The organism is Kothea flammea (assembly GCF_052161645.1).
GTDB lineage: Bacteria > Planctomycetota > Planctomycetia > Pirellulales > Pirellulaceae > Laterigemmans.
Map to the genome: position 1 here is coordinate 7,245,280 of NZ_CP197414.1, position 26,112 is coordinate 7,271,391.

Below are 26,112 nucleotides of genomic sequence, written 5' to 3' on the forward strand. Positions count from 1 at the left end.
GACGACATTCGTTTTCCAATCGTCGTTTAATCTCGCAACAATTCACCAATTGCCTCGATCAACACCGCTTCACTGCCGGCACCCACGCGGGACGCGCGTCCGCTGGTCTCATAACCGCCTTGAGCATAGGCGACTTGAGTGCCAATGTATCCAGGACCATATTCTCCGTATGCCGCCATGGCGACAAACAGATCGGGACGCATGGCGGCGGCTCGTAACTGATATTCGACAAATAGCTCTCCAGGCATATGCAGCACGCGCGCCCGACCGACTCGCAAGCACTGCAGATCAATTTTCTCTCCGCCGCGTGTGCGCCGCAACCAAGCCAAATGCTTGGCGGCCGTTAGACGCTCCGTGGGATTCGATTCGGCTACCGTGAGTGTGCCGACTAACTGCCCTTCATCCAAGTGCTCGCCGAGCGGCAAGGCGACGGAAATGGATCGCCAACCAATATCATCCGCAGTCAAAGGCTGGGGCTGGAGTTCACTGAATGCAATCTGCATGGCAGCAGTTACTTTATTGGCCAGCACTTGGCGATTTTGGCGGTTGCCATCGTTCCATTTGCCTGCCCCGACATTCCCCCCCGCTCCGTTGAAGTGAACGTGAGGTATTCCGGTGGTCGCTTGCCTGGCGTTGCGTGCGTAACCGACGAAGTCTGGATTCGCCTCTCCGGTACGATAATAACTTTGCGGATGCGTAGCAAAGTAGGTCAAGACAACTATCGGCTCTTGGTCTTGGTAGAAAGCCAACGTGCGGAGCAGGGGATCGACCGTGCCGGTCGGCAGAGCACGCAGCTTCGGATCGGCGCAAGCCGTGTAACGTGTTGCCGCGACGCGACCATCAGGACCGAGCAGGCGACGGTTTGATGCCACTTCGCGAACTTCCGCAGCAGCCATAGCGACACCGTTGACGGGGCGCGCTCGTGATAATGACTCGCGTGCGGCCATGCTGCTCTTGGCAATCACGTCGCGGATCCAAGGCACATCATAAGGTTGGTCTTGCGGAGCATACTGCGCCAATAAACTGGCCGCAGAGAGGTCGCAACGGGGCGCGTCGTGTTGATGAACTGCGTGTAGGGCCACCCGTTCCGGCCGAGTTCCCACGGCGGCGGCGAGCTGTTTACGCCATGCCTGGTGAGCTTCGTTCGCCACGCCCAGCCAATCGACAACCGCTAGTACAATCGGCTCCCCCGCACCAATGAAAATCACCCCGCGCAACGAAAGTGGATCGGTGATGGCCACGCAAGGATCATAAGCCAACGGCCCGCCGATCGGTGGCGACGCGTCAAACTCAAATGTGGCTATCTGCAAATCATCAGCGACTGCGGAGGAGCTAAACGGTGAAAGCAACACAGCGAGGAACATGCCGACAAGCATGCCCCAGGTCAAGTTGGTTCCCACAAACACCTTTCGCGAGGCGACTGGCATGTTACTGGAGTGGCAATCCACTGGGGGCTGCCAACGCTTTGTCTTGGTCATGATGGATCCTTTAGTAAACCGATCAGGTGTCTCATTTGATCGACGGTAATTTCGCGATCCAGGCCTGTGGGCATGAGCGATTGATTGCGAGTTTGCAGTTGCTCGATCTCATCCCGAGCAACCCGATGAGGTTTTCCTTGGTTATCGACAAGGGTGAGATCGCTTTCCGTTTCCTGCTCCAGGATGCCAGCCAGCAGCCGGCCGTCCATGGTTTCAATTTGCACCATCCGGTAGCGCGGATCGACTTCGCGGTTGGGATCGATAATTGAAATCAAAATTTGCTCGGCAGACTTGTCGACGAGCGATTTTAACTCAGGCCCCACTTGATTCCCCACTTCACCAACACGATGACAGGCGGAGCAGACTCGCCGAAAAACCCTACGCCCGACTTCTTTATCAATCTCTCCAGCCAGCCCTTCCCGGTAGGCGTCAAAGGTAGCCGCAAAGTCGCCGGCTGCAGACGATTTTGGACCAGCACTCGTCGAAGCGGGAAGTTTGAACTGGAGGAATTTCCAAAGTCGTTCTTCAACATCAGCGGGAATACTTTGGGGAGCGACTTGAGAGTCGGTAATTGCCGCGGCGAGAGCGGTAAGACCCGCCTTATTTGCCGCTAAGCGACCAAGGGCGGCTGCTTGGACGGTCGGCGTCAGTTGCGGTAGGCGATCGATGATTAGAGAAATCTGTGGAAGCGTATCGGCAGCGAGGTTTTGCAAAGCCAAGATTTGGATTTGCGGACCGTAAGAACTTTGCAACCATTGATCTAATAGATTATGAACCGATTCTTTTTGAAGAGCGGTTGACGTTGCCCAGCGAACCAACTGCATTCGCGAGGCGAAGCTAGTTGCCGCCGCAGTCGAGAGTGTCCGCCCCCGCGCGGCTGCCACCTCGTCCAGCAATTCGGCGATCAAGGCTTCCGCCATCCAATTGGCCAAGGGAGCAAGCGGGCCGTCAGCGGGCTGGCGATTGACAGCAGGCGCCAAAGCCTGCAACAGTGCCTCCCGGGAAAGTGGAATCCGATCCTCGTCCGAATCAAGATCACTGGTGGCTTGTAACAAAGCTACCAAATCGGCAACATGATTTCCTGAGTCGGCATGCACAATTTGGAAACAAGCAAGATTTAACCATTGCTGACGATGTTGCTGCCAAACGTTCTCGTCCGCGCCGAGAGCTGACAAGAACTTGTTGGCGGCGCTGCCGAGAGAACCTTCGACGGCCCATTGCACCCAAGCATCGCCAGGTGACTGCGCGGCGATGATTGCCAAGACCTCAGCCCGCGTGTCTAAGTCTGGCACCAACGCGGCAGCCTCGTAGGCCATTTGAAAACGGACAAACAGTGATTCGTCTTTGGCCAACTTGAGCCAATGGTCGGCGGGAATCTGTTGAGCAATTTGTGGTGTTGAAGCAGTCCACTCGATCGCGCGTTGGCGAACACGATGATGGGGGTCACGCAGCGCGGCAAGTGCCGTTGAGACGTCGAATAGTTGTTCGGTTGGAGTCATTTCATCCAGCCGCTGGAGAACCACCAAAGCTTGCAAGCGACCTGCAGGACACTGTCCAGCGCGAGCGAGTTGCCGCAGCCGGGCAAGCGCCGGGCCCTTGCTGACTCGTGCTCGCCGTGACGACTCTAACAACAAACGTGCGGCGGTGCGACGATGCCACGCGTTGGCATGATCTAACTGGTCGATCAAACCAGCGACGTCGAGGGTGCCAAGGTTTATAGGTTGCCGCTGTGAAGCTTGCTGTTCGGTATTTGATGGCTGTTTCGCATCTGATTGTTTCTCAGCGACGACTCGCCAAATGCGTCCACGATCATTGCCGGAGTTCAAATCGAGTTGTGATTTAATGAGCGGCGGTAGGCTCAGCGGGTGCTCGATCACCTCGCGGTACATATCGGCAATGTACAAGGCTCCGTCGGGTCCGGTGCCCAGCTGCACGGGGCGAAACCAAATATCGGTGGAGCGAATAAACTCGCTCATTTCGTCGATACGTTGACCACTTTTCCAAAGGCCATCTTGGTTGAGCCGTTTGCGATGAATAAGGTTGCTGCCAACATCAGAGATCAGAGCCAGAGGAGTCTTTGAGGTGGGCCATTGATCTCCGTCATACACGTAAACGCCAGTGGCACCAGTGAAGTAACCTGCCGCGCGGCCACCACCCTCGATCGGACCTGTGGCTTGTCCGCTGACCCTCAAGTGAGTTCGCAGGATCCGCCAAGGCTCGACGGGCGAGGCGCGATAGACATCGGCTTGGGGACCATCGCTGGCGATGCTGCGACGCAGCGGTGGGCTAACTATGGTTCGCTCCGCGCGCTGATCGCGGTGCGGCAATAACATTACCTGTTGAAGATGGTCGCTATTGCTGCAGACAAATTTATCGCCCCAGGGGTCGATCATCATTCCATGCTGGCCACCACCGCTAACCAAACCAAATTGGTGTCGCAGCGGATCGATGGCAAAATCCCGTCGACCCAAACGGACTGGGTCGGCGTGCCCCAAGCCAATCAGCTGTCCTCCGCTGCTGCTGGTGGCACCATGCAAACGGCAATCTAAACCCCAGCGGAGGCTATTCAGCAGGCCTTGAACGTTGGAGGTTCCAAACCCACGAGCCCAAACTTGCGGCGGGCCGGTGCGGGACGAAAAATCGACTGCCAAGGGGGCATCCGCGGGCGGGGCGATCTGCCCCGTACTTTCCTCGGGTACAAAAATTAAATCGGGCGCGGCGGCGACCAAAATACCACCATCGATACAGGCCACGGCGGTTGGCCAAGCGAGCCCTTCGATGATAATTTCAGCATGATCAAACTGGCCGTCACCGTCCGCATCGCTCAACCGCCTGACCCGGCCCGCATGGTCATCGGGCCGCTCGCTGTAACCGCGCATCTCGACCACGATCAAGCGACCCGCAGCGTCAAAACAAAAGGCAACCGGGTCGACCACCAACGGTTCGGCAGCGACCAACTCGATTCGATAGCCGGGAGCAACCTGAAACGCGTCCAACGCCGCTTGGGGCGACAGGGGGGCGATACGAGGCAACTCCGTGGGGGGCGAGTCCGCCGCGGTGGGAGGCTGCCAGGCGAAAACAGTCCCAGTCGTGGCGACCAATAACCAGGCTAAACAGCATCTACGGGGAGAAAAACAATCCATCATCGCAGCGAACAACTGGTGGGCAGTGGAGGAGATGGGAAATGAAGGCGGGTGGGTAGGGCAGGACGACACTACGGGCCGCCGCAAAGCAGTCAGTTGGCCAAAACTGTTGGCCTCTTATTTTACACGCAATGAGCGGGTCAGTGTTTGCATTCGCAAGATTCCCCCTTGGTCGCTATAGTGCAGCCTCGTGAGTTACTTTTTCGTTGGCTAGCAGCCTCCACTCCCGGCGTGACCTGCGTCAACAACTCTCGCTTTATTGACCCCGCAATGATTGACGATTCGTCTGATCCATCAGCCATCCGCACCATGGCAGCCATCCGCACCGCTCGGCGCGTGAAAAATAAACAGCCCGCGGCCACATGGCTGCCATCAGTGGCCGCCGCCGGATTGGGTCTGGTTTTGCTGCTGGCATCAGGCTGCGGTTCCGAGCCAACCGCTATCGAGCCCAGACCAGCGGACAAAGTGGGGGCGGACGAAGTGGGGTCAGAAGCCGACCCGTCCAGCGATGCTGACGAGTCCTCGTCGGCCGCGCCGCAGGAGAATGAGCCGGCGGGAGGGAATGCCGAAAAACAAATTGGCCCGACAATTACCCCGGAGCAATTTCGTCAACTCGCTTTAGACGGCAACTTGCCTCGTATGGTGCTGGCGATCGAACGCGGAATGGATGTCAACGCCGTCGATACCGAAGGGCGTTCGGCTTTGATGCTGGCCTGTTTTAACGGGCACACCCGCGTGATTCGCACCTTGCTGGACCAATCGGCCGATCCACGATTGCGAGACACGGAAGGTCGTTCGGCCCTGATGTACGCAGCGACCATCGACAATCTCGCAGTCGTGCAGATGCTATTGGCAGCCGGCAGCGAGGTTAACGCCACGGACAAGGTTGAAGGCTGGACCGCGCTGATGTTTGCGGCGGGAGAAGGGCATGCCGCGGTGGTGGGTGAATTACTGTCGGCGGGCGCCGATCGTCAAATCAAAGATATCGATGGTGACACGGCTGAAGCTTTTGCTATCCAACGTGGACACAGCGAAGTGGTAAAGATGTTGCGCACATCAACACCCGAACCATAAGGTTTTTCCTTGCGAATCATTAGATTTTCCTTTACGTTTCTTTCACACTCTTTATTAGGCAAGTGGCCCTGATGCGAACATCGTACTTTGGCATAATGACGACGCTGTTGACACTGACAATGGTCGGCGGAAGTGGCACGGGAGCGATCGCTCACCCGGGGCACGGCGCTGCGGAACACCAGGGGGTGGCCAGCCATTATGTCACCGAGCCGCTGCATCTATTGATGTGGGCTGGACTAGCGATTGGTTGTTTGATCGGCGTTCGCTTGTTTCAAACCGGTCGATTACCGCGTTTGCGATAGCGGTTTGGGTTATCGGCTTTGCCGGTAATCTCATAGAGGAAACGGCTGGGGTTGGTGGGGCGCAATTTTCCCCACTTGCGTCTCGACAAGCACATTGACAACGTCAATGTTTCTTGAGCGCGCGTGATCCCGACATAGCACAGTCGACGCTCCTCATCAATTTGTTCATCCTCACCGGCTACGCTGCGATGGTGCGGGAGGATGCCCTCTTCCATACCCACCATGTAAACGATGGGAAACTCCAGCCCTTTGGCAGCATGCAGCGTTAACAGCCAAACCGCATTTTGGGCTGCTGCCTTATCTTTTTCGCTGCCCATTTCACGACCAGCAAGCGCAGTTTCGGTGAGAAAACCGGCCAGCGAGGCTTCGTCAGCTCGATCCTCGTAGGCGGCAACGGAGTTGACGACTTCTTGCAGCGAATTGCCGCGAGCTTCGCGTTCGGCGTCATCGTCGTAGAGACGTCGCAGCTCATCCATGTAAGCAGTGCGTTCCAGCAGAGTTCGCGTCGCCGCCGCCACTGACTCCGACTTGGCTTTAAGCTGGACGTCGGACATCAGCATCCGCAGATCATCAATTCCGCGGCGGGCCGCGGGGGGCAAATCTTGGACCGCAGCCGCATCGCAACAGACAGCCCAAGCGCTGCGACCGCTGCTGACAGCACGTTGGACCAGTTGCTGGACTGTCTTCGTACCGAGACCTCGGGGCGGAGTGTTGATGATCCGCAGCAATGAGATCTCATCATCAGGTTGGTCAATCCACTTTAGATAAGCCATGATGTCACGCACTTCACGTCGATCGTAAAATGACTGACTCCCCAACAGCACGTAGGGAACTTTGGCTTTTCTTAATTCGACTTCGAAGAGCCGTGGCTGTTCTTTGGTGCGAAAGAGGATAGCCACGTCGCGAGGTTCATAAGTTTTGCGAGATAGCAGGCGAGCGATTTCGCCAGTTACCTCCTTAGCCTCCTCAGTCTCATCTTTCATCTGTTGGATTCTCGGTCGCGTCCCTTCCGGTCGTGCGGCAATCAATTTTTTATCGTGCCGATTCTTGTTGTATTGAATCAGCGTGTTCGCCATGTTGAGGATCGATCCCACGCTACGATAATTGTGTTCCAGCCGAACCACTTTGGCGTCGGGCCAATCTTTGCTGAAATTTAGGATGTGCGTCACATCGGCACCTCTCCAGCCATAAATTGATTGATCGTCATCACCCACGACGCAGAGGTTGCGATGCGGATCGGCCAGGGCGCGAATAATCCGGTATTGGCTGCCGTTGGTGTCTTGATATTCGTCGACAAGAATATGATCAAAGCGACCGCTTTCCTGCTCGCGGACGTCGGCGTGTTGGGCAAAAAGACGCTCAGTATTCAACAGCAAGTCGTCGAAATCCATCGCTCCGCAGGCCAATAATCCCTCTTGGTAGCGGCGGTAGGCGGCCGCGGCAAGGTGTTCTTTGTCGGTACGAGCAGCCGACCACGCTTCTTCGGGGCCAATCGATTGATTTTTCCAGCCACCGAGAATCGCCAACAAATCTCCTGGCCGCAGAGCTTGATTCCCCAGTTTCAGCTGCCGCAAAACACTGCGGGCCATCGATTCCTGATCGCCCCGATCGTAGATCGCAAACGCCGCCGGATACCCCATTTTAGGCGCGTGCCGACGTAAAATGCCGACACACTGAGAGTGAAACGTGCCAATCACCGGCTTGGCTTGTCCCTTGCGAAAACGGCCCCCTTTGCCGATGAGGGCGGCGATGCGTTCCTGCATTTCGCCGGCCGCTTTGTTGGTAAAGGTAACCGCCAAAATGCGATCCGCGGCGGTGCCGTGGCGGATTAGGTTAGCGATACGGAACGTAACGACTCGGGTCTTGCCTGAACCTGCACCGGCTAGCACGAGAAGCGGACCCTTCAGGGTATCTACCGCGGCTTGCTGGAAGGGATTAAGTCCAGTCATTGAAGGGGGTTCGTTCCGTGAAGTGACGACGAGAAGTGAGTTGAAAGTGAGTGGTTGGCTAAAAGTGATCAGAAAATTGGTTTCAGGTCCAGTCGCTTTTTGCAAGTGCTTGATTGGTGAGCTCACTTCCATTGGCGGGTCCCTATTTGGCGGGTTCGCCTGTGGCTCGAGACAAATCGATTGAAATCTCGATGAAGTAGCAAAAAGCGGATTGCGAATGATGCAGCAAAATCGAAAGCGTGAACAGCGGTCAGGCGCAGCGGTGGTGGAATTGGCTGTCTGCTTACCGCTGCTGGTTTTAATCTCGCTGGCCACGATCGAAGCATGCGCGATGATCTATCTCAAGCAAAGCTTGAAGATCGCCGCGTACGAGGGGGCCCGTGTGGGTATCGTTCCAGGTGCTGATCCCACCAACGTGCTTGCGCAAAGCGACTTAATCTTGGTAAACAGGGATATTGCCGACTACGGCGTGACGTTAGCACGGGCTGATCCGAGAAGTTTGCAACCTGGGGATTTCTTTCGCGTCTCGGTCTCAGCCCCCTGCACCCCCAATTCATTGATTGGCGGCTGGTTCTACGATGATCGTCAATTTACAGAATCTGTTGAGGTAATGGCGGAATGATTGAGAATCAAAAAGGCATCGCAAATCGTCGTCATGGCGCAATGATGGTACTGATCGTTGTGCTCTTGCCAATTCTGTTTTTGTTATCAGCATTGGCGATTAACGTTTCTTACATTCAGTTGATTCGAACGGAGGCTCAAATTGCCACTGACGTGTCAGCCCGGGCCGCGGGACGCGTCTTTGCACGCACGGGAGATGTGCAGCAAGCGTTCGGAGTGGCCCAGCAGTTAGCCCAGCGGAACACGGTGGGTGGAGAAGCCTTTCCGTTGAACTTCGGGGACTTAGAATTCGGCGTTGCTCAGCGAGACTCGCTGTTTTCGCGATACAATTTTTCGTCAGGGGGTAACGCGAATTCGGTTAGGATTACCAGCAACGGCTTTGCCAGCCAAGGTGTCCAACGGTTATTTGGTTCGATTGGCCCCACGTTAACCATTGCTCCGATTCGTTCGGCGATCAGCACCCAAGTCGAGCTGGACATTGCGTTGATCATTGACCGTTCCGGGTCGATGGCTTATGCGGCGAATGAAGTCGCCGCGTACCCTCCCGTGCCTGCCGCCGCGCCAGCTGGCTGGGATTTCGGTGATCCGGTTCCTCCGCAAGCCCGATGGCTCGATACAATCGCCGCCGTGCAAGTATTTTTAGGCGAAATGCAGGCCACGCCCCACTCGGAACGCGTATCTTTGATCACCTATCATCACGATCCCTACGTCGACTTGTTGGCCACCACTGACTACGACTCCATTCTGAGTAGCCTTAACAATTACTCTTACGCCTTTCACGCTGGTGGCACCAACATTGGCGATGGAATTTACACGGCGCTATGGAGCCTTGGGCATGCGGGGACGACACGTCCTTGGGCGAACAAAGTTGCCATCGTAATGACCGATGGTATTCACAACACGGGAGCCGATCCGAGGTGGGCAGCGAAATACGCCGCCAAGCAAGGTGTAATGGTCTTCTCAGTGACTTTCTCGAACGAAGCCGATCACACCCTGATGCTCGACGTGGCCAACAAGGGTGGCGGTAGCCATTATCACGCCAGCACAGCGGAGCAACTTTCCGCCGCCTTTGAAGACATTGCCCGTCAATTGCCTACGTTGCTGACTCGATGATAACGTAGTGATTTTAGATGTTGAATACATAAAGCGTGAAGCATTAGGTGATTGGTAGAACTATGAAAAAGGCAATGCAAACCGTTCCGCCTGTACGTTGCTTGGGAACCGCGTGGGAAGGCCAGCGAGGCGTGGCTCGTCGCGGTGCAACAACCGTTGAATTCTCCTTAACCATCGCAATCCTCGTGCTGTTTGTGATGACTGCTTTTGAGTTTTCTCGCGTCAGTATGCTCAGACATTCAGCTGACAACAGTGCCTATGAAGGAGCTCGCCACGCCATTGTCCCCGGGGCCACGGTTGCCGAGGCAGAAGCGGCCGCGCGAGATCTCTTGGACCGAGCCGGCATCCAGTTCGCTCAAATCACCGTTTCGCCCAATCCGATTTTGGAACAAACCACCAGCGTGCGTGTTGAAGTTGAAGTCCCGATCACGCAAAACAGCTGGGTGCTGCCACGCTTTATGGGCGAAGCGGTTTTGCGAAGTGACATTACTCTACTAACCGAACGGTCGCCCCTGGTGCAAATACAAGGTCTGCCTGAGCCACCACCGCCACCACCGCCGCCTCCCCCCCCACCACCAGAAAACCCTCCACCGCCACCGCCGGAAGATCCACCACCGCCACCGCCGGAAGATCCACCACCGCCGGAAGATCCACCACCGCCACCACCGCCACCACCGCCACCACCGCCGCCGCCGCCACCGCCGCCGCCACCACCTCCCATGCTGTGATCCAGCGGGGTGCAAAATTGATCTTCAAGCCGGCTCTGCAGGCTGCGGTCTGCGGCTGACTCGGTGAGCTAGGGCGCTGCGCCCAGCAACCACCAGCTCACCAAACTGATCACAATGGTGGACCAAATATTCAGCGCCCAACCTCGGCGAGCCATATCAATGGTCGATAAGCCACCGGCTCCGAACACAATCGTGTTAGGGGCGGTGGCAACGGGCAGCATGAAAGCACAACTGGCGGCAATCGTGCCCGGTATCATGATCATGGCGAGTGGCAACTCGGCAGCTCTGGCCGTTTCGGCCAAGATTGGTAGCAGCAAGGCAGTAGTGGCGGTGCTGCTGGTCAGCTCCGTAAGGAAATTAACCAGCAGACAAACCACAAAGACAATCAACAATGGATGCAGGTCGCTGAGCCCGCCCATGGTCTGGCCAATTTGATCGCTTAAACCACTGGACTGGAAACCGGAAGCAAGTGCCAGACCGCCGCCGAACAACAACAAGATACCCCAAGGAATATGTTTGGCGGTTTCCCAGTCAAGCAGTCCGCGGTATTGCCGGGGTGGCGGTACTGCAATCCGATCCTGATCAACACTCGAGTCGTTATCGCTAGCGGTCGAGTCTCCAGCAGGGATCAAGAACAAGGCGAGCGCTGACGCCAAGGCCACCGTTGAATCCCCGGCCAGTGGTTTACCAGCGGAGTCGACCGCGCCAATCCAAGTGACCCAACCGCCAGCGGGTGCAGTGCGAAAGACCCAAGCTAGCGCGGTGAGCACAAAAACAATTAAGACACGAATCTCGCTGGTCCGCCAAACGCCGACGGTAGGCATTGTAATCGGTTCACGAAGCTTCAACCCGCGGGTCAACACAAACCAGACCGTCGGTAGCAAGACACAGACGATGGGCAAGGAAACACGGCCCCATTCCATGAACCCCATGCTTTGATTAGTTTGTTGACTGTAGGCCGCGATGAACAACACATTCGGAGGAGTTCCCACCGGCGTGGCCATCCCACCGATGCTGGCCGAATAAGCGATCCCCAGCAATAACGCGACTCGCAGCCCGGGAGTACTCGCCTGTTGCAAAACGGCGAGCGCGATCGGCAACATCATCAAAGTTGTGGCCGTGTTGCTGACCCACATGCTGAGCAGTCCGGTTGCCAGCATGAAGCCCATCACCAACCGCGGGCCACTGTCACCGCCGACGAGGTTTACCAAACCCAAAGCGATTCGCCGGTGAACGCCACTCCGCTCCATCGCGGCGGAGAGAAAAAATCCGCCCATCAACAACAGAATCGCGCGATGGCCGTAACCTTGCGCGACCTGTGTTTGATCCATGACTCCGGTTAAGGGAAAAACGACGAACGGCACCAAACCGGTCGCCGGCAGCGGCAAGGCCTCCGTGACCCACCACGTGGCGCACACTCCGGCGGTGAAAGCACACCAACAGGCGGCCGGTGGCAAATCCCAGTAGGCACAGAGAGCCCACAGCAAGCATCCGAAAAAGATGCCGCTGAGGATAAATCCATATCTACTTCGTGCGGACGACATTGGCAGGCGAGCAAAAAGAACACGAGATGAACCGCCAGGTCCACTGAGTTTAATCGGTTTGCATCGCCCGCCATATCAGGCTCAATCAAATCTAACCTTCCAGAGTGATCGCCATCGTGATTGGGGTGCTAGTGTGGTTATTCTTGAGCAACTGGATTTTCTCAATCAGCTGGTCGGGCTTGGCTGGCTCCAGCTTGAGATATCGCATCTGAAAACCACGTCGCAGCTTGAAAGCTGGTTTACTGCCGGGAACATCAAACGGACCGATGTAATCCGCGAAATGGACACCATCTCGCAAGACATGGTCTTCTTTGCTGCCGTCGGCATACCACAGCCGAACGGTCATCACGGCCGGTCCGTTAGCAATCGCCGCTTTAGCATTCCAACCGCCAACGCCACCTAACATATGAATCGCTTTGGCAGTTGAGTTGACTGGAAATTCAACTGACTTAGGCAGTTCCGGAGGAATTTGACCATTGGGGCCGTACAGCATGACCAAGTTAGCCACTCGGCCGTTATTCGGCTTGATGATGCTAAACGGAACACCCTCGACTTGCCGTGGTCCCCAATCGTCAAGCAGCATTACCTCGCCTTCAGCGCCATAAAACATGGGGCGGTCGCTGGGCAAAGTCGCCGCGGCGCGAAGGTCGAGTGGCAAATACTTGCCACGTGCGGTCAAAAACTCTAACAGATCAGTCATCTGCGCGACGTTCAATTGATCCTCAAACCCTTCGGGCATGACCGACTTTGTCGAAGCGGCCAACTCCTCGATATCAGCGCGAGGTAAAGTTTCTCGTTTACCATTGGTGTCGATCAACTCGATCGTCGTCCGTGACTCGCCAGCCAGCATGCCAGTCAATACGCGGCCTTCGAGCGTGAGCACGGTGTACGAGCGGAAGTTACCTTCGACGCTGCGGCTGGGATCAAGAATATGAACCAGCAATTCTTCTCGGGGATGCACAGCCATGCCGGTAAGTTCCGGCCCAATCTCCACGCCCATATCGCCGTGACGATGGCATTTGCTGCAATGTTGCTTGAACATTTCACGACCACGATCTACATCACCATTAAGGGTGACGGCGTCGTGATAACGCTCAATCACAGCCACGCGGTTGGGGCTTGGCAGACCACCGCCGGCTTTCATTAACTCTGTTGCCGCCGCGCGAATGTCGGCTTGCGGGTGGCGGGCTAATGCTTGCCGTTGATCCAACGCCAAATCTGACATGGCCAACTGGTTTGCCTGCAAACCGGCAATCAACGCGGAAGTCCATTCGGGCCGCGAGAGCAACAATCGAATCGCCGTTTCACGCACCGCGGGGGTCCAATCCGCAAGTGAATCGACAACGTATTCAGCCATCTTTTCAGAGCGGCTGGCAGAGAGCGATTGAATCATCGCGGCCGCCGTGCGGGGAGCCATTTGCAGATCAATCGTTTGCAAAATGGATTCGACCACTTGGGGACTCTCGGGCAGCAAGCCTAACAACTGTTGGGCCGCGGCGATCCGCCGTGGATCGGTCGCCTCGCTATCGTCCAAAACAGTCATGATCTCTTCAGCCACGCGTTCGGCATAATTTGCCAGCACGTTACTGCCAAGCCGATTGGAGAGCGAGACAAGTTGGCTTAGTTCAGCCGGTGGTAACTGTTCGGCTAATTGCAACAAACTGCCTTCCAGCGAATCGGCTGCGGGAACCTTATGATCGGCGGGCCAACCTTGATTGAGCCCCGCCAAAATCGGTGCAATTCGCGCTGCGTCCGCTCCACCGAGCGAGGCAAACAACTCCGTCAACTCCTGACCGGGGCGACCTCGCGCCACGTGTTCAGCCACGCGACGAACGAGGGTTGATTGGGGATCACTGGCCGGGCCAGCTTGACGAACGTAGGCGGCCAGAAAACTACTTGCGTGAACAGCAGCCGCACTGGTGACGGCATCCTGCAACCAACGATCGGCTTGAATTGTCGGATCCGCAGCAAGCTGGGCAATCTCAGCGACAACAACTGAAGCAACTTCGCCGGTATCGGCGAGCGCCAGAATGGCTGCCAATTGAACTTGAGCGTCATCGTCGGCGAGCAGCCCGCCAGCCAAGAAACGCTCGGCGTTCTCAGCTGTCTTCGGCAAGACTTGAATTGCCGCGCGACGAACACCGGCGGAGGGATGATCGAGCAACGCTGCGACCGCGGATTCGGTCGCGCTGCCTTGAGCAATCGCCCCCAAACCGTCCAGCGTCCAGAGAGCGTGAATGACGCCCGCGTTAAGACCGATAGCGTCCACGCTGCGATCGCCGAGCGTCGCAACTAACGCATCAACCACGTCGAGTTGCCCACGTTCAACCAGCAACCGCTGGGCGTGCAATCGCCACAGCATGTTGGGATGCGCCAAAGTGGTGACAACGGTTTGGGGATTTTCGGTGGATAGCTGAGGAAACGCTATGTCACTATCATCGCCATGAGTCACGCGAACAATGCGGCCATGAATCTTATCTCTCAAATCCGATTCATAAGCATTACCCCGTCCGGTCTCAAAGCCCTGCGGTGTGGGGTTGTGCTGGACAATGTAATTGTACCAATCGAGCACCCAATAATTACCGTCTGGGCCAACTTCCGTGAGGATCGGCGCCGACCATTCATCATCGCTGGCGATCAGGTTCCCGGGACTTTGCGAAGTGAATCCAGCGCCTGAGGGCGTGAGTTCGAAGATGCCTGCCAAATGACCAGTTGGTCCATTAACAACAGCAATCCGATTCCACCAAGTCTGTGGATACCGCCGGGCCGTGTAAAGCGAATGCCCGGCGCCGGCCGTATAACCACCGTGATGATCCACCTGTCGCACGTTCTCTGTGATCGGCTCAAACAAGTGGTCGTCTGAAATGGAGGAAAGCTGTTCGGGCCCCCAGCCGCGGACGCGTTCGTAATAACGATTGGCGATCGGCATAAAGAGGCTGGGATGGCGGTTGGCGGTGGAGCCAAAAATCAAGCCTTCTTCACTGATCCCCAAGCCCCAAGTGTTATTGTTCGAGGAACGAATAAACTCCAAGTCGGTGACATTGGGAGGATCATTCGCATCGAGCTTGAAGCGAAAGAATCCCATTCGAAAAGGGCCTGCCGTCCCACCGGCAAACTTCGGGGTGGAATCATTATAACCTTGCATGGCCCAGATCCAGTTATCCAAGCCATAGCGGAAATTACTGACGCCACCGTGCGTGTCGCCTAATTGCCAACCCGTGATCAACATTTGGCGAATGTCAGCCACATCATCGCCGTCGGTATCTTTCAAATACAGCGTACGGGTACCGTCTTGCACGATCGCACCGCCGCGATAATGCACTAGCGCGGTGGGGATGCTGAGTTGGTCGGCGAACTGGGTGAACTTATCGGCGACCTGATCCCCATCGGTATCCTCGCAGATGACGATACGATCGTTGCCTTGTCCGGGTCGGCGGAGTTCATTGGGATAATCAATTGTCAAACAAACCCACAGCCGTCCCCGCTCATCCCAGTTCATTGCGATCGGCTTGGCACCCATGTTTTCCTCGCTGGCATATAAGGCCACGGAAAAATCACGCGGTGTCACATAATGCTGCAGCGAATCGGCCGGGGAGAGCGGCTTTTGCATCCGCGTTAGAGGCTTCCCTTGCGTTCCCCAATTTTCTCCGGCCAGGTAATTGGGAATCTTATTGCCGCTGATCGTATCGTACTCGAATGGTGCCGCATCGGCAGCGATCTCAGTCATCTCGGGCATCACGAAGGGATCACGTTGCTGAAACGGTCCCGCCAAACTTGGGTCGCCACCGCAGGCCCAGCGAACGCCTCGCTCAACTAAGTTGATGAAGCCTGGGTTACCGAAAGTGCGATGATCGTGTCCCCAAGCGGTATAGAAAACACGGCCTTCGCCGAAGGTGCGAACCCAGGTATAAGGTTCGCGATCACGACCGGCCGCTTGATCCCCTTCGACACGATACTCAAGGATCTCGCGATCTGGATTCTCAAGAATGTGGATGTAGGTTTCATCCCAACTGCGAAATCCGCCAAAACCTTGCATGACCGGGTGATCGGGCTCGGCGATCTCAGTGCCGAACACCTCGCCACCGTGCCGCTGAAATTGGCCACCCACCAATTCCACATATTCGGGCGAATTGCGGAAACAGTAGGAGGCACAGTGAAGAGGAACAAAACCGCCACCCTCGCGCACGTAAGTCAATAACGCGGTGGCCTGATCTGGTTCAATGGTGTCCTGATTCGCATACACGATCAAGCCATCATATTTCCCCAAAGTTTCAGCGTTCAGGTCCGACATCGAGTCGGTGTAGGTAAGCTGAATCCCACGACTCGCCAAACGCGGAGCAAGTTGGGCGAAACGCTGAGGGGGTTGATGATGACCGTTGTCACCGAGGAACAGCACAGACAGCCGGTTCTCCGACTCTGCAGGCTTGGCAGTCTCCTGCCCCAACGCGGTGGAGGAACTAAAAATCGCCCAGCAGCTGAGCAGACAGATCAAAAATCGCATGGTTGACTAACGCCGATTTTGGGGTGGTGTGTGTCTACTGAAGAGTAAATTCAGGTAAGCGGACGAGCTGTCCACCTTGCAAGGCACTTTCGTGAGCACAGATACCCACGCAGGTCCAGTTTGCGGCCGTCGTGGCATTTGGCCAGGGATCGCGATCATCCAGAATCGCTCGCACCATCTCGTGGGCCATGTGTGGGTGAGATCCTCCGTGCCCACCTCCTTGGACGAAACTGAGGTGCCCGGCGTCCTCAATCGTCTGAGTAAACTTACGGATCGGTTCGGGTAAACGATCGGCGAAATCGGGAACCGTCACCCGCGAGGGGATTTCCGGTTCGGGCTTCTTCGCGGTGTGCATCACGTGAGGCTCACCTTCGACCAACGCCCACTCAAAACTTTTCTTCGTTCCATAAACGTCGAAGCTCTCCCGATACTGGCGAGCTGTATCGAACAGGAATCGCCACAAGTGGGCGGCAATGTCGGTGCCCTGAATGGTCAAATGGCAACTCTCTACGGCAAACCGGTTACCACTCTTTTCAATTAACTCATCGCGAATTTTTCCAGAGCCGAAACAGGAAACCGTTTCCGCTCGCCCATCAACCAATCCCAGCACGGGACTAACCACGTGGGTGGCGTAGTGCATCGGAATCATTCGCTCCCAATAGTCGGGCCAACCATCCATATCTTGCGGGTGGCTGGCGGCCATGTACTGAATCTTGCCCAACTCGCCCGCGTCGTAGAGCTGCTTGAGATAAAGGAATTCGCGGCTGTAAACAACCGTTTCGGCCATCATGTACTTCAGCCCTGTGCGGGCCACCGCTTCGCAGATTTTCTGACAATCCTCGATCGTTGTCGCCATCGGCACCGTACACATCACATGCTTGCCAGCTTCCAAAGCGGCCAGCGACATGGAGGCGTGATCGGGGATCGGGCTGTTGATGTGAACAAAATCGACATCGGGATCAGCCAGCACATCGGCATAGGAGGTGTAGCGCTGGGAAACCCCCACGGCGTCGCCCACTTTATTGAGACTCTCGGCGTTGCGTTGGCAAATTGCCACTACTTCCGCGTCCGGATGCGCTTGGTAGATCGGAATGAACTCGGCACCAAACCCTAAGCCAACCATCGCGACACGTGCTTTCCGCTGCGACATGGGAATCAACTTTCTTACTTTGTGGAGGGCAAACTGAGGGGAAGTTGTTTTCCGAACACTTCCCGACTTGAAATATTTCCGCAAGCGACCAAACTCGCCAGATCGGCGGAAACAACGCTTTGATTTGACAAATACAGCACTTTAAGGCGAACTAGACGCCGTTAATTTGCCAAGCCGGGAAGCCGTTATACCATTAAACCAAGCCGATGTGGTGGCGTCCATGAGATTCTGCGCCGCCGAAGATGAGAAATTTCACCGAACGACTTTGCTCGCACATGAATCGTCGCCCCACCGTCGCCTTACTGATCGAGTCCTCCAACGCTTACGCCCGCGGAGTGCTCGAAGGGATCACGACCTATGTCCGTCGGCACCGGGCTTGGACGATCTACCTCCCGGAGCAGGAACGGGGAGCCGCACCGCCGCAGTGGTTGGCCGCTTGGCCGGGTGACGGCATCATCGCGCGAATCGAGAACGAAGCGATCGCCGAAGTCGTGCGGCGCAGCCAATTACCCACGGTGGATGTCAGCGCGGCCCGTCGCTTGGACGATATCCCCTGGGTGGAGACCGATGACGTGGCCATTGCTCAACTGGCCGCAGATCACTTTACCGAGCGAGGTTTTCGCAACCTGGCATTCTGCGGGGTGGCTGGCTTCAACTGGTCACAATGGCGGGAACAGGCATTTGCCAAGTGCGTTCACCAAGCAGGCTGTAGCTACAGTCGCTACGAGTCGACCTCACGCTACGCGGCTGATTACTCTTGGAGTCGTGAGCGGCAACGTTTGGCCGAGTGGGTTAGCAGTTTGCCGCGTCCCCTGGGGATCATGGCTTGCTATGACATTCAAGCTCGCGAGCTGTTGGATGTTTGCCGCGAGTTGGACATCGCGATCCCTGAAGAAATCGCAGTCATAGGAGTCGACAACGATCGCCTGCTCTGTTCGCTGGCCACACCGCCGCTGTCGAGTGTCATCCCGGACGCGCAACGCGCCGGTTATGAGGCGGCCAAGTTGTTAGATCGCATGATGGCGGGCGAGCCGGTGGAAGGGCGAGCCCACTTGATCGAGCCGCTCGGCATCGAGTCGCGGCAATCAAGTGATGTCTTGGCAATCGACGACATTGACGTGGCCCGCGCGCTGAGATTCATTCGCGAACACGCCTGCGATGGCATCCAAGTCGGCGATGTGCTCAAACACGTCGCCATCTCACGACGGGTGCTGGAAAGCCGCTTCAGCAAGCTGCTGGGGCGAACACCACACGCAGAAATCTTGCGAGTTCGGATCGGCCGCGTGCGAGAATTATTGCGGGACCGTGATTTGACCCTGCTCGACATTGCCGGCCGCACGGGTTTTGAACATGTCGAGTATTTATCGACAGTTTTTCGCCGCGAAACGGGAGAGACCCCCACCCAATTCCGCAGCAGAATTGAAAACCAGTAACAGCATTGAAACCGAACTACGTTTTTAGCCCTTAGTCGGCTACATGGCCGAACCGAGGCCTGTCATCCGCCGCCAAGCACTGATCTGGCCCATGTGGATCATAAAGTGACCGCCGGTGTAGAAATTTTCCATGGAGCCCAGCGTGCTGAACTTAGAGACCATGCGTTCGTTGGGGTTCGGCTGATTGAACACGTCATCGGGGGTGGAGCGCAAGATTTGCTCGGCCGCGCGGTAGCCACGCAACAATTGATCGACGAGTTGATCCTTGTGGGGATAAATCGTTCCCTGTGGATCATCTTGACACTCGGACCTGGGGGAAAATAGCTCCTGCCATTCCTCGGGAACCTGGATGGAAGCGGCATCACCACCAAGGTCTTCGATCACTCTTGGTGAGTACAGACAGAGATGGCCATACACCCAAGCGGGATGATTGGATGCGATGATGCGACCATCCACGTTGGCGAGACGTCCGAAGTGGCTAGGTTCAATACCAACCGCTAACGTCTCGGCATAGCGAAGGGACAACTGTAACGACTCTGCAATAATTTCGCCGATCATAGACCCAAACCGTACTGGTTAGCGCGAATGAAAAATAAAAAAAGCCTTCGTGGTGCATCACCACGAAGGCTATCAGTATAGGAGGATAGCGGCCGGTCAACCATCGCTGAGCGAAATTCCGTCCCCCGCGCCGCGTTCAGCTTTACTGTCCGCCTTGGCCAGCTTGTCCGCCCTTAGCTTGCGGGCGTACTCGCTTGTTGATATCGGTTTCCAACACACCGAAGACGGCTTCGTGGCGAGCAACCGACATTTGCAACGCTGCCAAAAGACGCTTGGCAGTGAAGAAATTCAGGATGATACGTTGGTTGACACGAATTGGATCTTTGGGAACGCCGATCGGCTGTGGGTTCAAGCCGAAGTCAACGATCAATTCTTCGGGCGAACCAGTGACGCGGCAAAAATTTGCGTAAGTCGCGGTTGCTTGATCGTCCAATACCTGCACTTGCACCGGCTGTTGGGTAGCGGCGGGAGCAACGGCAGCTTCGGGTGCCTTGGCTTCTTGGGGAGGTGCTTCCTCGGCCATAATCTTTAAACTCCTCGTTCAAAACGAAAAATAGGAATTGACTCTCCCGCTTCGTGTGTGACACATCGCCGGGCGGGAAGAAAGCCGACGCAAGTGTAAAACGTGTTCTGATTAGCAATTGTCATAAATCCTAACAATCACAAACCACTCTGCAATCATAGCGCAAAAAAGTTTACGCCAAAGTTTTCTATTAATATAACTGGCGGAGTCACTTCAGTGAGATCACTCAGTGAAGCGGGGTAAGCCAGGTAGCCTCTAACGCTCCCACTGCTCTTCGCGGCCAGGACGTTGCTGAATTATGCTAACTCTACAACTCGAAATTGAATGTTTGAGTAATAATACGCCAAAGTCTCCAACCTAATGATTTAGGTTCGGTATGAATTTTCGCGCTACCCCGATAACCGATTCGCAACGGAATCGCATCCACGTCGAGCGGCACGCGCACTTGGTAGGACACGCTTCGTGGACGGGGTTGGCCGGTAGCTGGATCAATCTCAGTTTGCAAATCCCCGCCGGTCTGGCTGGAGAGCGCCATCGAGGCTGCGTTCAGCGGCGATTCAGAAACCTCGCCCATTTTGCTGTAAAAGGTCAGATTTCGCGCCGCGTCAAACTTTAGATCGACATCCATACCTTCCGTCACCAAGTTCCGATCACCTTGATCGAGCACTAGGACCGCTTCCAACGCGTTGGGATCACCAATCAGGCACACCACATCGGCATCGTTCAGTAAAGCGCCTTTGTTTTCAGGATCCAGGGGCGTACCAGTCCAGGAGGGAAGTTGCTCTTCGGGATCGCCCTGAGGTTGTTTCTCGGGAGGCGGCATGACGATACCGCCGCAAGGCGCCTTGATGGTCAAACGCGCAACCCGATCCTCCAGCTTGGCGATTTTGCGGGTGAGTGATTCAATCTGCTCATCCTCGGCCAACTGCTGGCTGGCGGCCGCGTTGCGGTCGTCATGCATCAGTCGCTCGAGCGTGCGGCGGCGGAGAATGGCGAGTTCTTTTTGCCCGCGAAGCTCTTCCAGTTGGATCATCAACTCGGGATTTTCCAACACGGCAATGGTATCTAGATCAGCAATCACCGGAGTGCCGGCTTTGACCAGCACATCACCGATCCTCCCTTGAACTCCGGCGTAAACCGTATTAGTCGCTTCCACCGGTTCAATTTGAAATGCACAATCAACGTGGTGCGGCAGGGGAACAAAGCAAACTGCGGCGATGATTGCGGCCACCACAGAGAGCGTTACCGCGAGGCGGCCTTTTTTCACTTTTGCAAACCTCCCAGGAGTACGGAGAAACTTAATGGATTGCCAAATCGGCTGGATGATCATCCCGGAGAACCCGGCAACGGCAACCATCCGGCCCACAATGGCCAAACCATAAGGCTCAAGCACTTTGATCAAGAACCAACAAATCGAAAATACAACCACCCAGCGATAAATCACAGAGGCAATCGTGTAGAGAGCAAACATGGCTTGGTTACGACGCGGCAAGAAGGGATCTTCTTGCAATTCCAATCCCAAGCAAATTTCTTGGAACTTACGTTTGAGAATTTCCGTGGCCTTCTGGCGAAGGTTGGGAATCTCCAAGATATCCATGAGAATGTAATAACCGTCGAATCGCAGCAACGGGTTACCGTTGACCACGATCGTGCTAACCGCGTTGAGGAACATCATGTTCAGGCAAAGGTCATTGAGCAGCCCCGGTTCGCTGAACCACCACAAAAACGTGGCGATCGATGCCAGAATCATTTCCACATAAATACCGGCGGCACCGATCCAGACACGTTTCCATTTATTGGGCAGCATCCAAGAGTCGGAGACGTTGCAGTACAGGCAAGGAGTAAACACCAAGAGCATAAACCCGAGCTCGTGACATTCCCCGCCAAATTTCTTGCAACTGATCCCATGGCCAAACTCGTGCAGAACTTTGACAAAAGCCATGGTCACGGCCAAATAGAGCCAACGATCGGCGGCAAAGAATTGCTGGAACGAAGGTAGTTTGGCGTAAAACGTATCGAATTGGGTCGCTAACAGCAGGCCGGCGGAACACATCAGCAACAGAGCGCAGATCAGCGCCGGCACGGTGAACAACCAACCGGTCCAGGGGGTGATTCGCTTGAGCACCCCTTCGGGATCAAAGCCGCGAAAGCGGAGCGCGAAGATGTTGGCCGCTTTGCCGAGAAACTCTTTTCGTTTCTTGGTGGTTCCGCGTTTCTGCAGCGCGCGTCCCTGTCCGGGCGAGTTGCTGATCACGAGCCCGCTGCGGTGCAACATGCCGATAAACTGTTGCAAGTCGCCGAAAGTAATTTTTTGCGGTGCGAATTTGGCTTCAAAACCTTCTTTAATTTGATCCAAGCTGACGTGCCCGTCGAGCATCTGCAGGATAAAATATTCCTCTTCATGAAAGCGGAAATACTGCAACCCCACAGGTTCCTTGACCACCCAATAACCAGTCCCCTGGTATTGGTGACGGCTGCTGCGCAGGTCCGGACGCTTTCGAACCGAAAGCGAGCGAGACGAGCTACTGATAAGACTTTCAGCCAAGGATGTCATGGACCGGAATCAGCTCCGCGAGTTATCGGCCGGATAGTGCAATGAAAGGGAATAGCAGCATCGATGAAAAAAAGTAGGTTATAATTAGCGGTTCGTATCAATTTTGAGGTTTAATTTCATCCCCGGCTTGATCAACCAATCATCACCAATACGCTGATTTTCAAACTCCACCCAGACGCGGCGACGCTCCGAGAGGTCGATGGCGTAACCGACAAAACCGACTTTACCGTTGATCCGCTCGATCGGTTGCCCGCGCACCGTAAACTCCAGGATTGCTGGCATTCCCTCGGTGACGCTGTTGGCCACTTCATAATTGAGATAGCCCTCGGCGCGGAGCCGATCCATCTGCACCAGTTTGACGATTGGGGAACCAGGCTGAACCCATTCGCCGAGCTGGCCGATCCGTTGTTCGACAAAACCAGAAAAGGGAGCGATGATACGCCGTTTATCGACAGCCATTTCGGCCATTTCCCGTTCCACACTCTTGGCACCGAATTGTGCCAAGGCAATATCTTTGTTGATGTCCGCCAAATCGATCTGCAGTTGATCACGATAAGCTTCTAACTGAGCCGAACGTGCTTCCCACTTCGCCATTAACTTCTGCTGGAACAACTCGGCGTAGGCGGTTGCTTTCTCGCTGGAAAGCTCTTGCGAGCGGACGGCGTACTGGCGATTGATGTCATTCTCCGCGTTCAGCCGAGCCTCTTTCTCTTCGGCAATCTTGAGTTTGACCGTTAGTACTGAATCACGGTCGTCAAGCAGAGCCAAAGCTTGGCCTTTCTCAACCACGGCGCCTTCTTCAACAAGAATCTCCTTCAGCAACCCTTCGACCTGCGACGGCACGCGGACATCATTGATGAAAGTAACTTGAGCTTCTTCAGCGAACACCACGCCGTCCGAGACGCTACCTGGCGGTTGCGCGATGAGGGCCTGGGCGGAGCAAGCGACAAGCAACAAAGCGAGGGCGGTCGCCCAGCGATATTGATGCAGATTAACAGTCAGCAACATTGAGAGTCTACCCGTGAAGGGGGAATGATAAGTTCGTTTGCCAGACCGGCGGGTTTGGCTGTTTCTTCGAGGGAACAAAATTTATGAGGTTAGAAAAAGAACTTGCAAAGCCATTCGTAAATTTCGTAGCCAAGGACGTAGCCGCTGGCCCGTTTGCCAACACGCACGTCAGCAATCACTTTGGCACCGGGACGCAAATCAGCCTGGAGCTGTTCTTGGACTTCCTTGTCGAGCGTGACTTTCATCCGCACAACTTCGCCATCGTCCTTGTCGGTCGATGTCCGCTGCTCGATGGCGTCGGTGTCCAGTTTCCCAGAAAATGATTCTGATGGATTGGTCGCCAAGATAAAGTCGACCATGATCTCGCCATCAGCTCCCCGCTCTTGCCGGCACGACTCAAGATGGTGCATGCGTTTGTCTGGCATTTTCAAACGCAAGTACATCGGTTGGTTGAGGTCGGCAATATCGAACAGCACCTGACCCGTCATCACGGGGCGGTTGTTGAGCAGCTTCTTTAAGTTCCAAGTTGTAATCACGCCATCAATGGGCGCCCTGATTTGCAGCTCTTCCTCTTGCTTCTTCCGCAATTGATAAGATTCCTCCAAGGTTTTCTGTTGGCTTAACAAACCGAGCCGCTCTCCTTGAAGCTTGGTCGCTTCTGCCGGATCGAAATCGCGACGCGTAAGTAAGGTCAACTGTCCCTGGACGCTAGCCAGTTGCTCACGGGTGCGATTGATCTCACCCTCGAGTTCGGTCAGCTTGATTTCCAGCTCGCGATTCTCGAGCTCAAACAGCAGCTGTCCTTCTTTCACAAAGGTGCCGTGTTTAATGTCACTGTTATCAGGAATCCGAACCACACCATCGACCGGCGAGAAAACGTGGGTCGATTTCGTCGGCTCCACCGTCCCGTTGGCTTCCAGTTCCAACTCCAGCGGAATAAAGACCAACCCCAAGATCAGCACTAAGATCAAACCAACGACAGCCAATGTTTTAGGCAGCGTGCGGGCGCGGAGAACCCAAGTCAGGTGACCGAGGGTTCGCCAGACGGGCATCAAAAAGAGATTGTTATAATGCATGGAATTGGCAATCGCCCGGGTTCCATGCTCATAGACGAGATCGACGCGGCTGTGAAACACATCGGGGGGCAAACTGCTTTCGATCTGCTCAACAATCAGGGCACCGATCGTCTCACCACGGTGGTCGCCGTCGCGATCGATTTCACCAGCCGCCCCGGTGGCTTGCTCGGCAGCATTGAGTCGCACCGGCTCGCGGAGCGGAAGCACCGCAATGTGCCGGCCGTAAGATTGGTCGACGTATTCTTCTAGAGCTTCTTCGATTTGTGGCGGCAAATCTTCGGTGGAACCGTCGTGCCAGAGCGGTTCACCAGCAGCCACGACGCGGGTCGCCAATTTATTTAAAGCAGCCACAATGTTGGAGCGGTTTTCAATCGTGTCCTGGCCACTAATCGCTTGCACCTTGCACTTGCGTCCCTTGAGAATCGCCACGCTGACGCGGTCGCAGCCGATCAGCCTGCGTCCCTCGTTGGCAACGATGTAGGCGGTTTCTTTCAAATCGAGCGACTCATGCGAGAGCCGGGCAAAGGTGTCGGCTTGCTGCCAGAGGACTTGACGGTCGCTGAAGTGAGCCAAGCGCTCATTCTTGATCCACTCTCCAGCCAACTCGGACATCTGCTGCAAGAACCGCAGATAACCTTGCTGAGTTGCCGGAGCCGCTTCGGGGCGTTGAAACACCTCAATCAACCCGTCGACCTTCTTGTCGTGGCTGAGCGGTGTAAGCACCAAGAGGTATTTCGAGGGATTGCCCTCGGCTTCGCCATCGGTGGTGCCACTGTACGGAGGTACCAGCAGCGACTGATTGGCCGAGGCCACGCGGCGGACCAAGCGACGGTGACGTAACGCGTCGTCACCCTGCTCATCCAATAACGCGTCGGACATGTTGATTTGGTACTGCAATCGCACGTTGCGATCATCATCAAGCAACCAAATCGCTCCGCCGACCGCAGCCAACGCGGTTACGACCCGTTGCAGGAATTGAGGATAATACTCTTCAGCAGGCACCCCAGACTTGCCCAGGGCGGCGATCTCGTTAACGAGAACGCGAATTTGCTTTTTGGTTTCTTCGACCGTTTGCTGGTTGACTGTCATCTACCGCTCGTCGTAGTCCGAAACGAGATTTCCCCGTGGCGTTCCCCCCAGAGCACGCAGGCTTGGGCGATTCCACATGGGGATGAAGGAAGTTTCATCTGTATCAATAGCGACCAAATTAAGCAGCGGCGGCGGTGACTCCAGCATCGCGACTTGGGAACAAGCAAAATTCGCGAATCCCCCACCCGACACTGACGGTTGTTCCAAAAATTTCGCGTTGTGGCCTTTTTGCAACAGCCGCTCGCTCCGTCATTTCCGCTCTGCTCCC

17 protein-coding genes are annotated in these 26,112 nt (G+C 55.7%); 6 read left to right on the forward strand and 11 right to left on the reverse strand.

Going from position 1 to position 26,112, the window contains the following annotated elements; translation table 11 throughout:
* Positions 1-26 precede the first annotated feature (26 nt).
* A complete protein-coding gene (locus tag SH139x_RS27080; RefSeq protein ID WP_488352838.1) occupies positions 27-1,478 on the reverse strand; it encodes a hypothetical protein in 1,452 nt (483 codons plus the stop codon).
* Positions 1,475-4,624 (reverse strand): PVC-type heme-binding CxxCH protein, encoded by a 3,150-nt coding sequence (locus tag SH139x_RS27085; protein ID WP_488352839.1) that lies wholly within the window; start codon positions 4,622-4,624, stop codon positions 1,475-1,477. Before SH139x_RS27085 ends, SH139x_RS27080 begins: the two co-directional genes overlap by 4 nt.
* A gap of 267 nt (positions 4,625-4,891) precedes the next feature.
* Between SH139x_RS27085 and SH139x_RS27090 the strand changes: the two genes are divergently transcribed.
* Both SH139x_RS27090 and SH139x_RS27095 read left to right on the forward strand, forming a co-directional pair.
* The gene (locus tag SH139x_RS27090; protein ID WP_488352840.1) at positions 4,892-5,695 is read left to right on the forward strand and encodes an ankyrin repeat domain-containing protein; all 804 of its coding nucleotides are present in this window, start codon (positions 4,892-4,894) and stop codon (positions 5,693-5,695) included.
* Positions 5,696-5,766: 71 nt separating this feature from the next.
* The gene (locus SH139x_RS27095) at positions 5,767-5,997 is read left to right on the forward strand and encodes a hypothetical protein (RefSeq protein ID WP_488352841.1); all 231 of its coding nucleotides are present in this window, start codon (positions 5,767-5,769) and stop codon (positions 5,995-5,997) included.
* Here SH139x_RS27095 and SH139x_RS27100 read toward each other — a convergent pair.
* Complete coding sequence (locus SH139x_RS27100) at positions 5,967-7,946, reverse strand: ATP-dependent helicase (protein WP_488352842.1); 1,980 nt, start codon at positions 7,944-7,946, stop codon at positions 5,967-5,969. The genes SH139x_RS27095 and SH139x_RS27100 overlap by 31 nt on opposite strands.
* 217 nt (positions 7,947-8,163) lie before the next feature.
* Between SH139x_RS27100 and SH139x_RS27105 the strand changes: the two genes are divergently transcribed.
* The 3 genes from SH139x_RS27105 (at position 8,164) to SH139x_RS27115 (ending at position 10,408) form a co-directional block, all read left to right on the forward strand.
* Positions 8,164-8,568: a TadE/TadG family type IV pilus assembly protein gene (locus SH139x_RS27105; RefSeq protein ID WP_488352843.1), complete on the forward strand. Its 405-nt coding sequence runs from the start codon at positions 8,164-8,166 to the stop codon at positions 8,566-8,568.
* Positions 8,565-9,680 (forward strand): vWA domain-containing protein, encoded by a 1,116-nt coding sequence (locus SH139x_RS27110; RefSeq protein WP_488352844.1) that lies wholly within the window; start codon positions 8,565-8,567, stop codon positions 9,678-9,680. The genes SH139x_RS27105 and SH139x_RS27110 overlap by 4 nt, the downstream gene beginning before the upstream one ends.
* 62 nt (positions 9,681-9,742) lie before the next feature.
* Complete coding sequence (locus SH139x_RS27115; RefSeq protein ID WP_488352845.1) at positions 9,743-10,408, forward strand: TadE/TadG family type IV pilus assembly protein; 666 nt, start codon at positions 9,743-9,745, stop codon at positions 10,406-10,408.
* Positions 10,409-10,476: 68 nt separating this feature from the next.
* Here SH139x_RS27115 and SH139x_RS27120 read toward each other — a convergent pair whose 3' ends face one another.
* The 3 genes from SH139x_RS27120 to SH139x_RS27130 all read right to left on the reverse strand — a co-directional run bounded on the left by SH139x_RS27120 (position 10,477) and on the right by SH139x_RS27130 (position 17,603).
* The gene (locus SH139x_RS27120) at positions 10,477-11,952 is read right to left on the reverse strand and encodes an SLC13 family permease (protein WP_488352846.1); all 1,476 of its coding nucleotides are present in this window, start codon (positions 11,950-11,952) and stop codon (positions 10,477-10,479) included.
* Between the two features lie 91 nt (positions 11,953-12,043).
* Positions 12,044-16,453, reverse strand: a complete 4,410-nt coding sequence (locus SH139x_RS27125; RefSeq protein WP_488352847.1) for a PVC-type heme-binding CxxCH protein — start codon at positions 16,451-16,453, stop codon at positions 12,044-12,046.
* A 34-nt stretch (positions 16,454-16,487) separates the two neighbouring features.
* Positions 16,488-17,603 carry a Gfo/Idh/MocA family protein gene (locus SH139x_RS27130; RefSeq protein ID WP_488352848.1) on the reverse strand — a complete coding sequence of 372 codons (1,116 nt, stop codon included), beginning with the start codon at positions 17,601-17,603 and terminating at the stop codon, positions 16,488-16,490.
* Positions 17,604-17,878: 275 nt separating this feature from the next.
* Here SH139x_RS27130 and SH139x_RS27135 point away from each other — a divergent pair, with 275 nt between their 5' ends.
* The gene (locus tag SH139x_RS27135; protein ID WP_488356106.1) at positions 17,879-19,036 is read left to right on the forward strand and encodes a XylR family transcriptional regulator; all 1,158 of its coding nucleotides are present in this window, start codon (positions 17,879-17,881) and stop codon (positions 19,034-19,036) included.
* Positions 19,037-19,075: 39 nt separating this feature from the next.
* On the opposite strand, the gene SH139x_RS27140 is transcribed toward SH139x_RS27135, so the two are convergent.
* The 5 genes from SH139x_RS27140 to SH139x_RS27160 form a co-directional block, all read right to left on the reverse strand.
* Positions 19,076-19,594: a DinB family protein gene (locus tag SH139x_RS27140; protein WP_488352849.1), complete on the reverse strand. Its 519-nt coding sequence runs from the start codon at positions 19,592-19,594 to the stop codon at positions 19,076-19,078.
* A gap of 142 nt (positions 19,595-19,736) precedes the next feature.
* Positions 19,737-20,117 (reverse strand): DUF3467 domain-containing protein, encoded by a 381-nt coding sequence (locus SH139x_RS27145; protein WP_488352850.1) that lies wholly within the window; start codon positions 20,115-20,117, stop codon positions 19,737-19,739.
* 307 nt (positions 20,118-20,424) lie between these two features.
* Positions 20,425-22,671 (reverse strand): efflux RND transporter periplasmic adaptor subunit, encoded by a 2,247-nt coding sequence (locus SH139x_RS27150; protein WP_488352851.1) that lies wholly within the window; start codon positions 22,669-22,671, stop codon positions 20,425-20,427.
* 84 nt (positions 22,672-22,755) lie between these two features.
* Positions 22,756-23,679 carry an efflux RND transporter periplasmic adaptor subunit gene (locus SH139x_RS27155; protein ID WP_488352852.1) on the reverse strand — a complete coding sequence of 308 codons (924 nt, stop codon included), beginning with the start codon at positions 23,677-23,679 and terminating at the stop codon, positions 22,756-22,758.
* Positions 23,680-23,768: 89 nt separating this feature from the next.
* On the reverse strand, positions 23,769-25,844 hold the full coding sequence (locus tag SH139x_RS27160) for an efflux RND transporter periplasmic adaptor subunit (RefSeq protein ID WP_488352853.1): 2,076 nt from the start codon (positions 25,842-25,844) through the stop codon (positions 23,769-23,771).
* Positions 25,845-26,112: the final 268 nt, after the last annotated feature.

What these genes read in the sequence shown, in the direction of transcription:
- SH139x_RS27080 (WP_488352838.1), bottom strand. Translation starts at nt 1,478, where the DNA reads ATGACCAAGACAAAGCGTTGGCAGCCCCCAGTGGATTGCCACTCCAGT.
- SH139x_RS27085 (WP_488352839.1), bottom strand. Translation starts at nt 4,624, where the DNA reads ATGATGGATTGTTTTTCTCCCCGTAGATGCTGTTTAGCCTGGTTATTG.
- SH139x_RS27090 (WP_488352840.1), top strand. Translation starts at nt 4,892, where the DNA reads ATGATTGACGATTCGTCTGATCCATCAGCCATCCGCACCATGGCAGCC.
- SH139x_RS27095 (WP_488352841.1), top strand. Translation starts at nt 5,767, where the DNA reads ATGCGAACATCGTACTTTGGCATAATGACGACGCTGTTGACACTGACA.
- SH139x_RS27100 (WP_488352842.1), bottom strand. Translation starts at nt 7,946, where the DNA reads ATGACTGGACTTAATCCCTTCCAGCAAGCCGCGGTAGATACCCTGAAG.
- SH139x_RS27105 (WP_488352843.1), top strand. Translation starts at nt 8,164, where the DNA reads ATGATGCAGCAAAATCGAAAGCGTGAACAGCGGTCAGGCGCAGCGGTG.
- SH139x_RS27110 (WP_488352844.1), top strand. Translation starts at nt 8,565, where the DNA reads ATGATTGAGAATCAAAAAGGCATCGCAAATCGTCGTCATGGCGCAATG.
- SH139x_RS27115 (WP_488352845.1), top strand. Translation starts at nt 9,743, where the DNA reads ATGAAAAAGGCAATGCAAACCGTTCCGCCTGTACGTTGCTTGGGAACC.
- SH139x_RS27120 (WP_488352846.1), bottom strand. Translation starts at nt 11,952, where the DNA reads ATGTCGTCCGCACGAAGTAGATATGGATTTATCCTCAGCGGCATCTTT.
- SH139x_RS27125 (WP_488352847.1), bottom strand. Translation starts at nt 16,453, where the DNA reads ATGCGATTTTTGATCTGTCTGCTCAGCTGCTGGGCGATTTTTAGTTCC.
- SH139x_RS27130 (WP_488352848.1), bottom strand. Translation starts at nt 17,603, where the DNA reads ATGTCGCAGCGGAAAGCACGTGTCGCGATGGTTGGCTTAGGGTTTGGT.
- SH139x_RS27135 (WP_488356106.1), top strand. Translation starts at nt 17,879, where the DNA reads ATGAATCGTCGCCCCACCGTCGCCTTACTGATCGAGTCCTCCAACGCT.
- SH139x_RS27140 (WP_488352849.1), bottom strand. Translation starts at nt 19,594, where the DNA reads ATGATCGGCGAAATTATTGCAGAGTCGTTACAGTTGTCCCTTCGCTAT.
- SH139x_RS27145 (WP_488352850.1), bottom strand. Translation starts at nt 20,117, where the DNA reads ATGGCCGAGGAAGCACCTCCCCAAGAAGCCAAGGCACCCGAAGCTGCC.
- SH139x_RS27150 (WP_488352851.1), bottom strand. Translation starts at nt 22,671, where the DNA reads ATGACATCCTTGGCTGAAAGTCTTATCAGTAGCTCGTCTCGCTCGCTT.
- SH139x_RS27155 (WP_488352852.1), bottom strand. Translation starts at nt 23,679, where the DNA reads ATGTTGCTGACTGTTAATCTGCATCAATATCGCTGGGCGACCGCCCTC.
- SH139x_RS27160 (WP_488352853.1), bottom strand. Translation starts at nt 25,844, where the DNA reads ATGACAGTCAACCAGCAAACGGTCGAAGAAACCAAAAAGCAAATTCGC.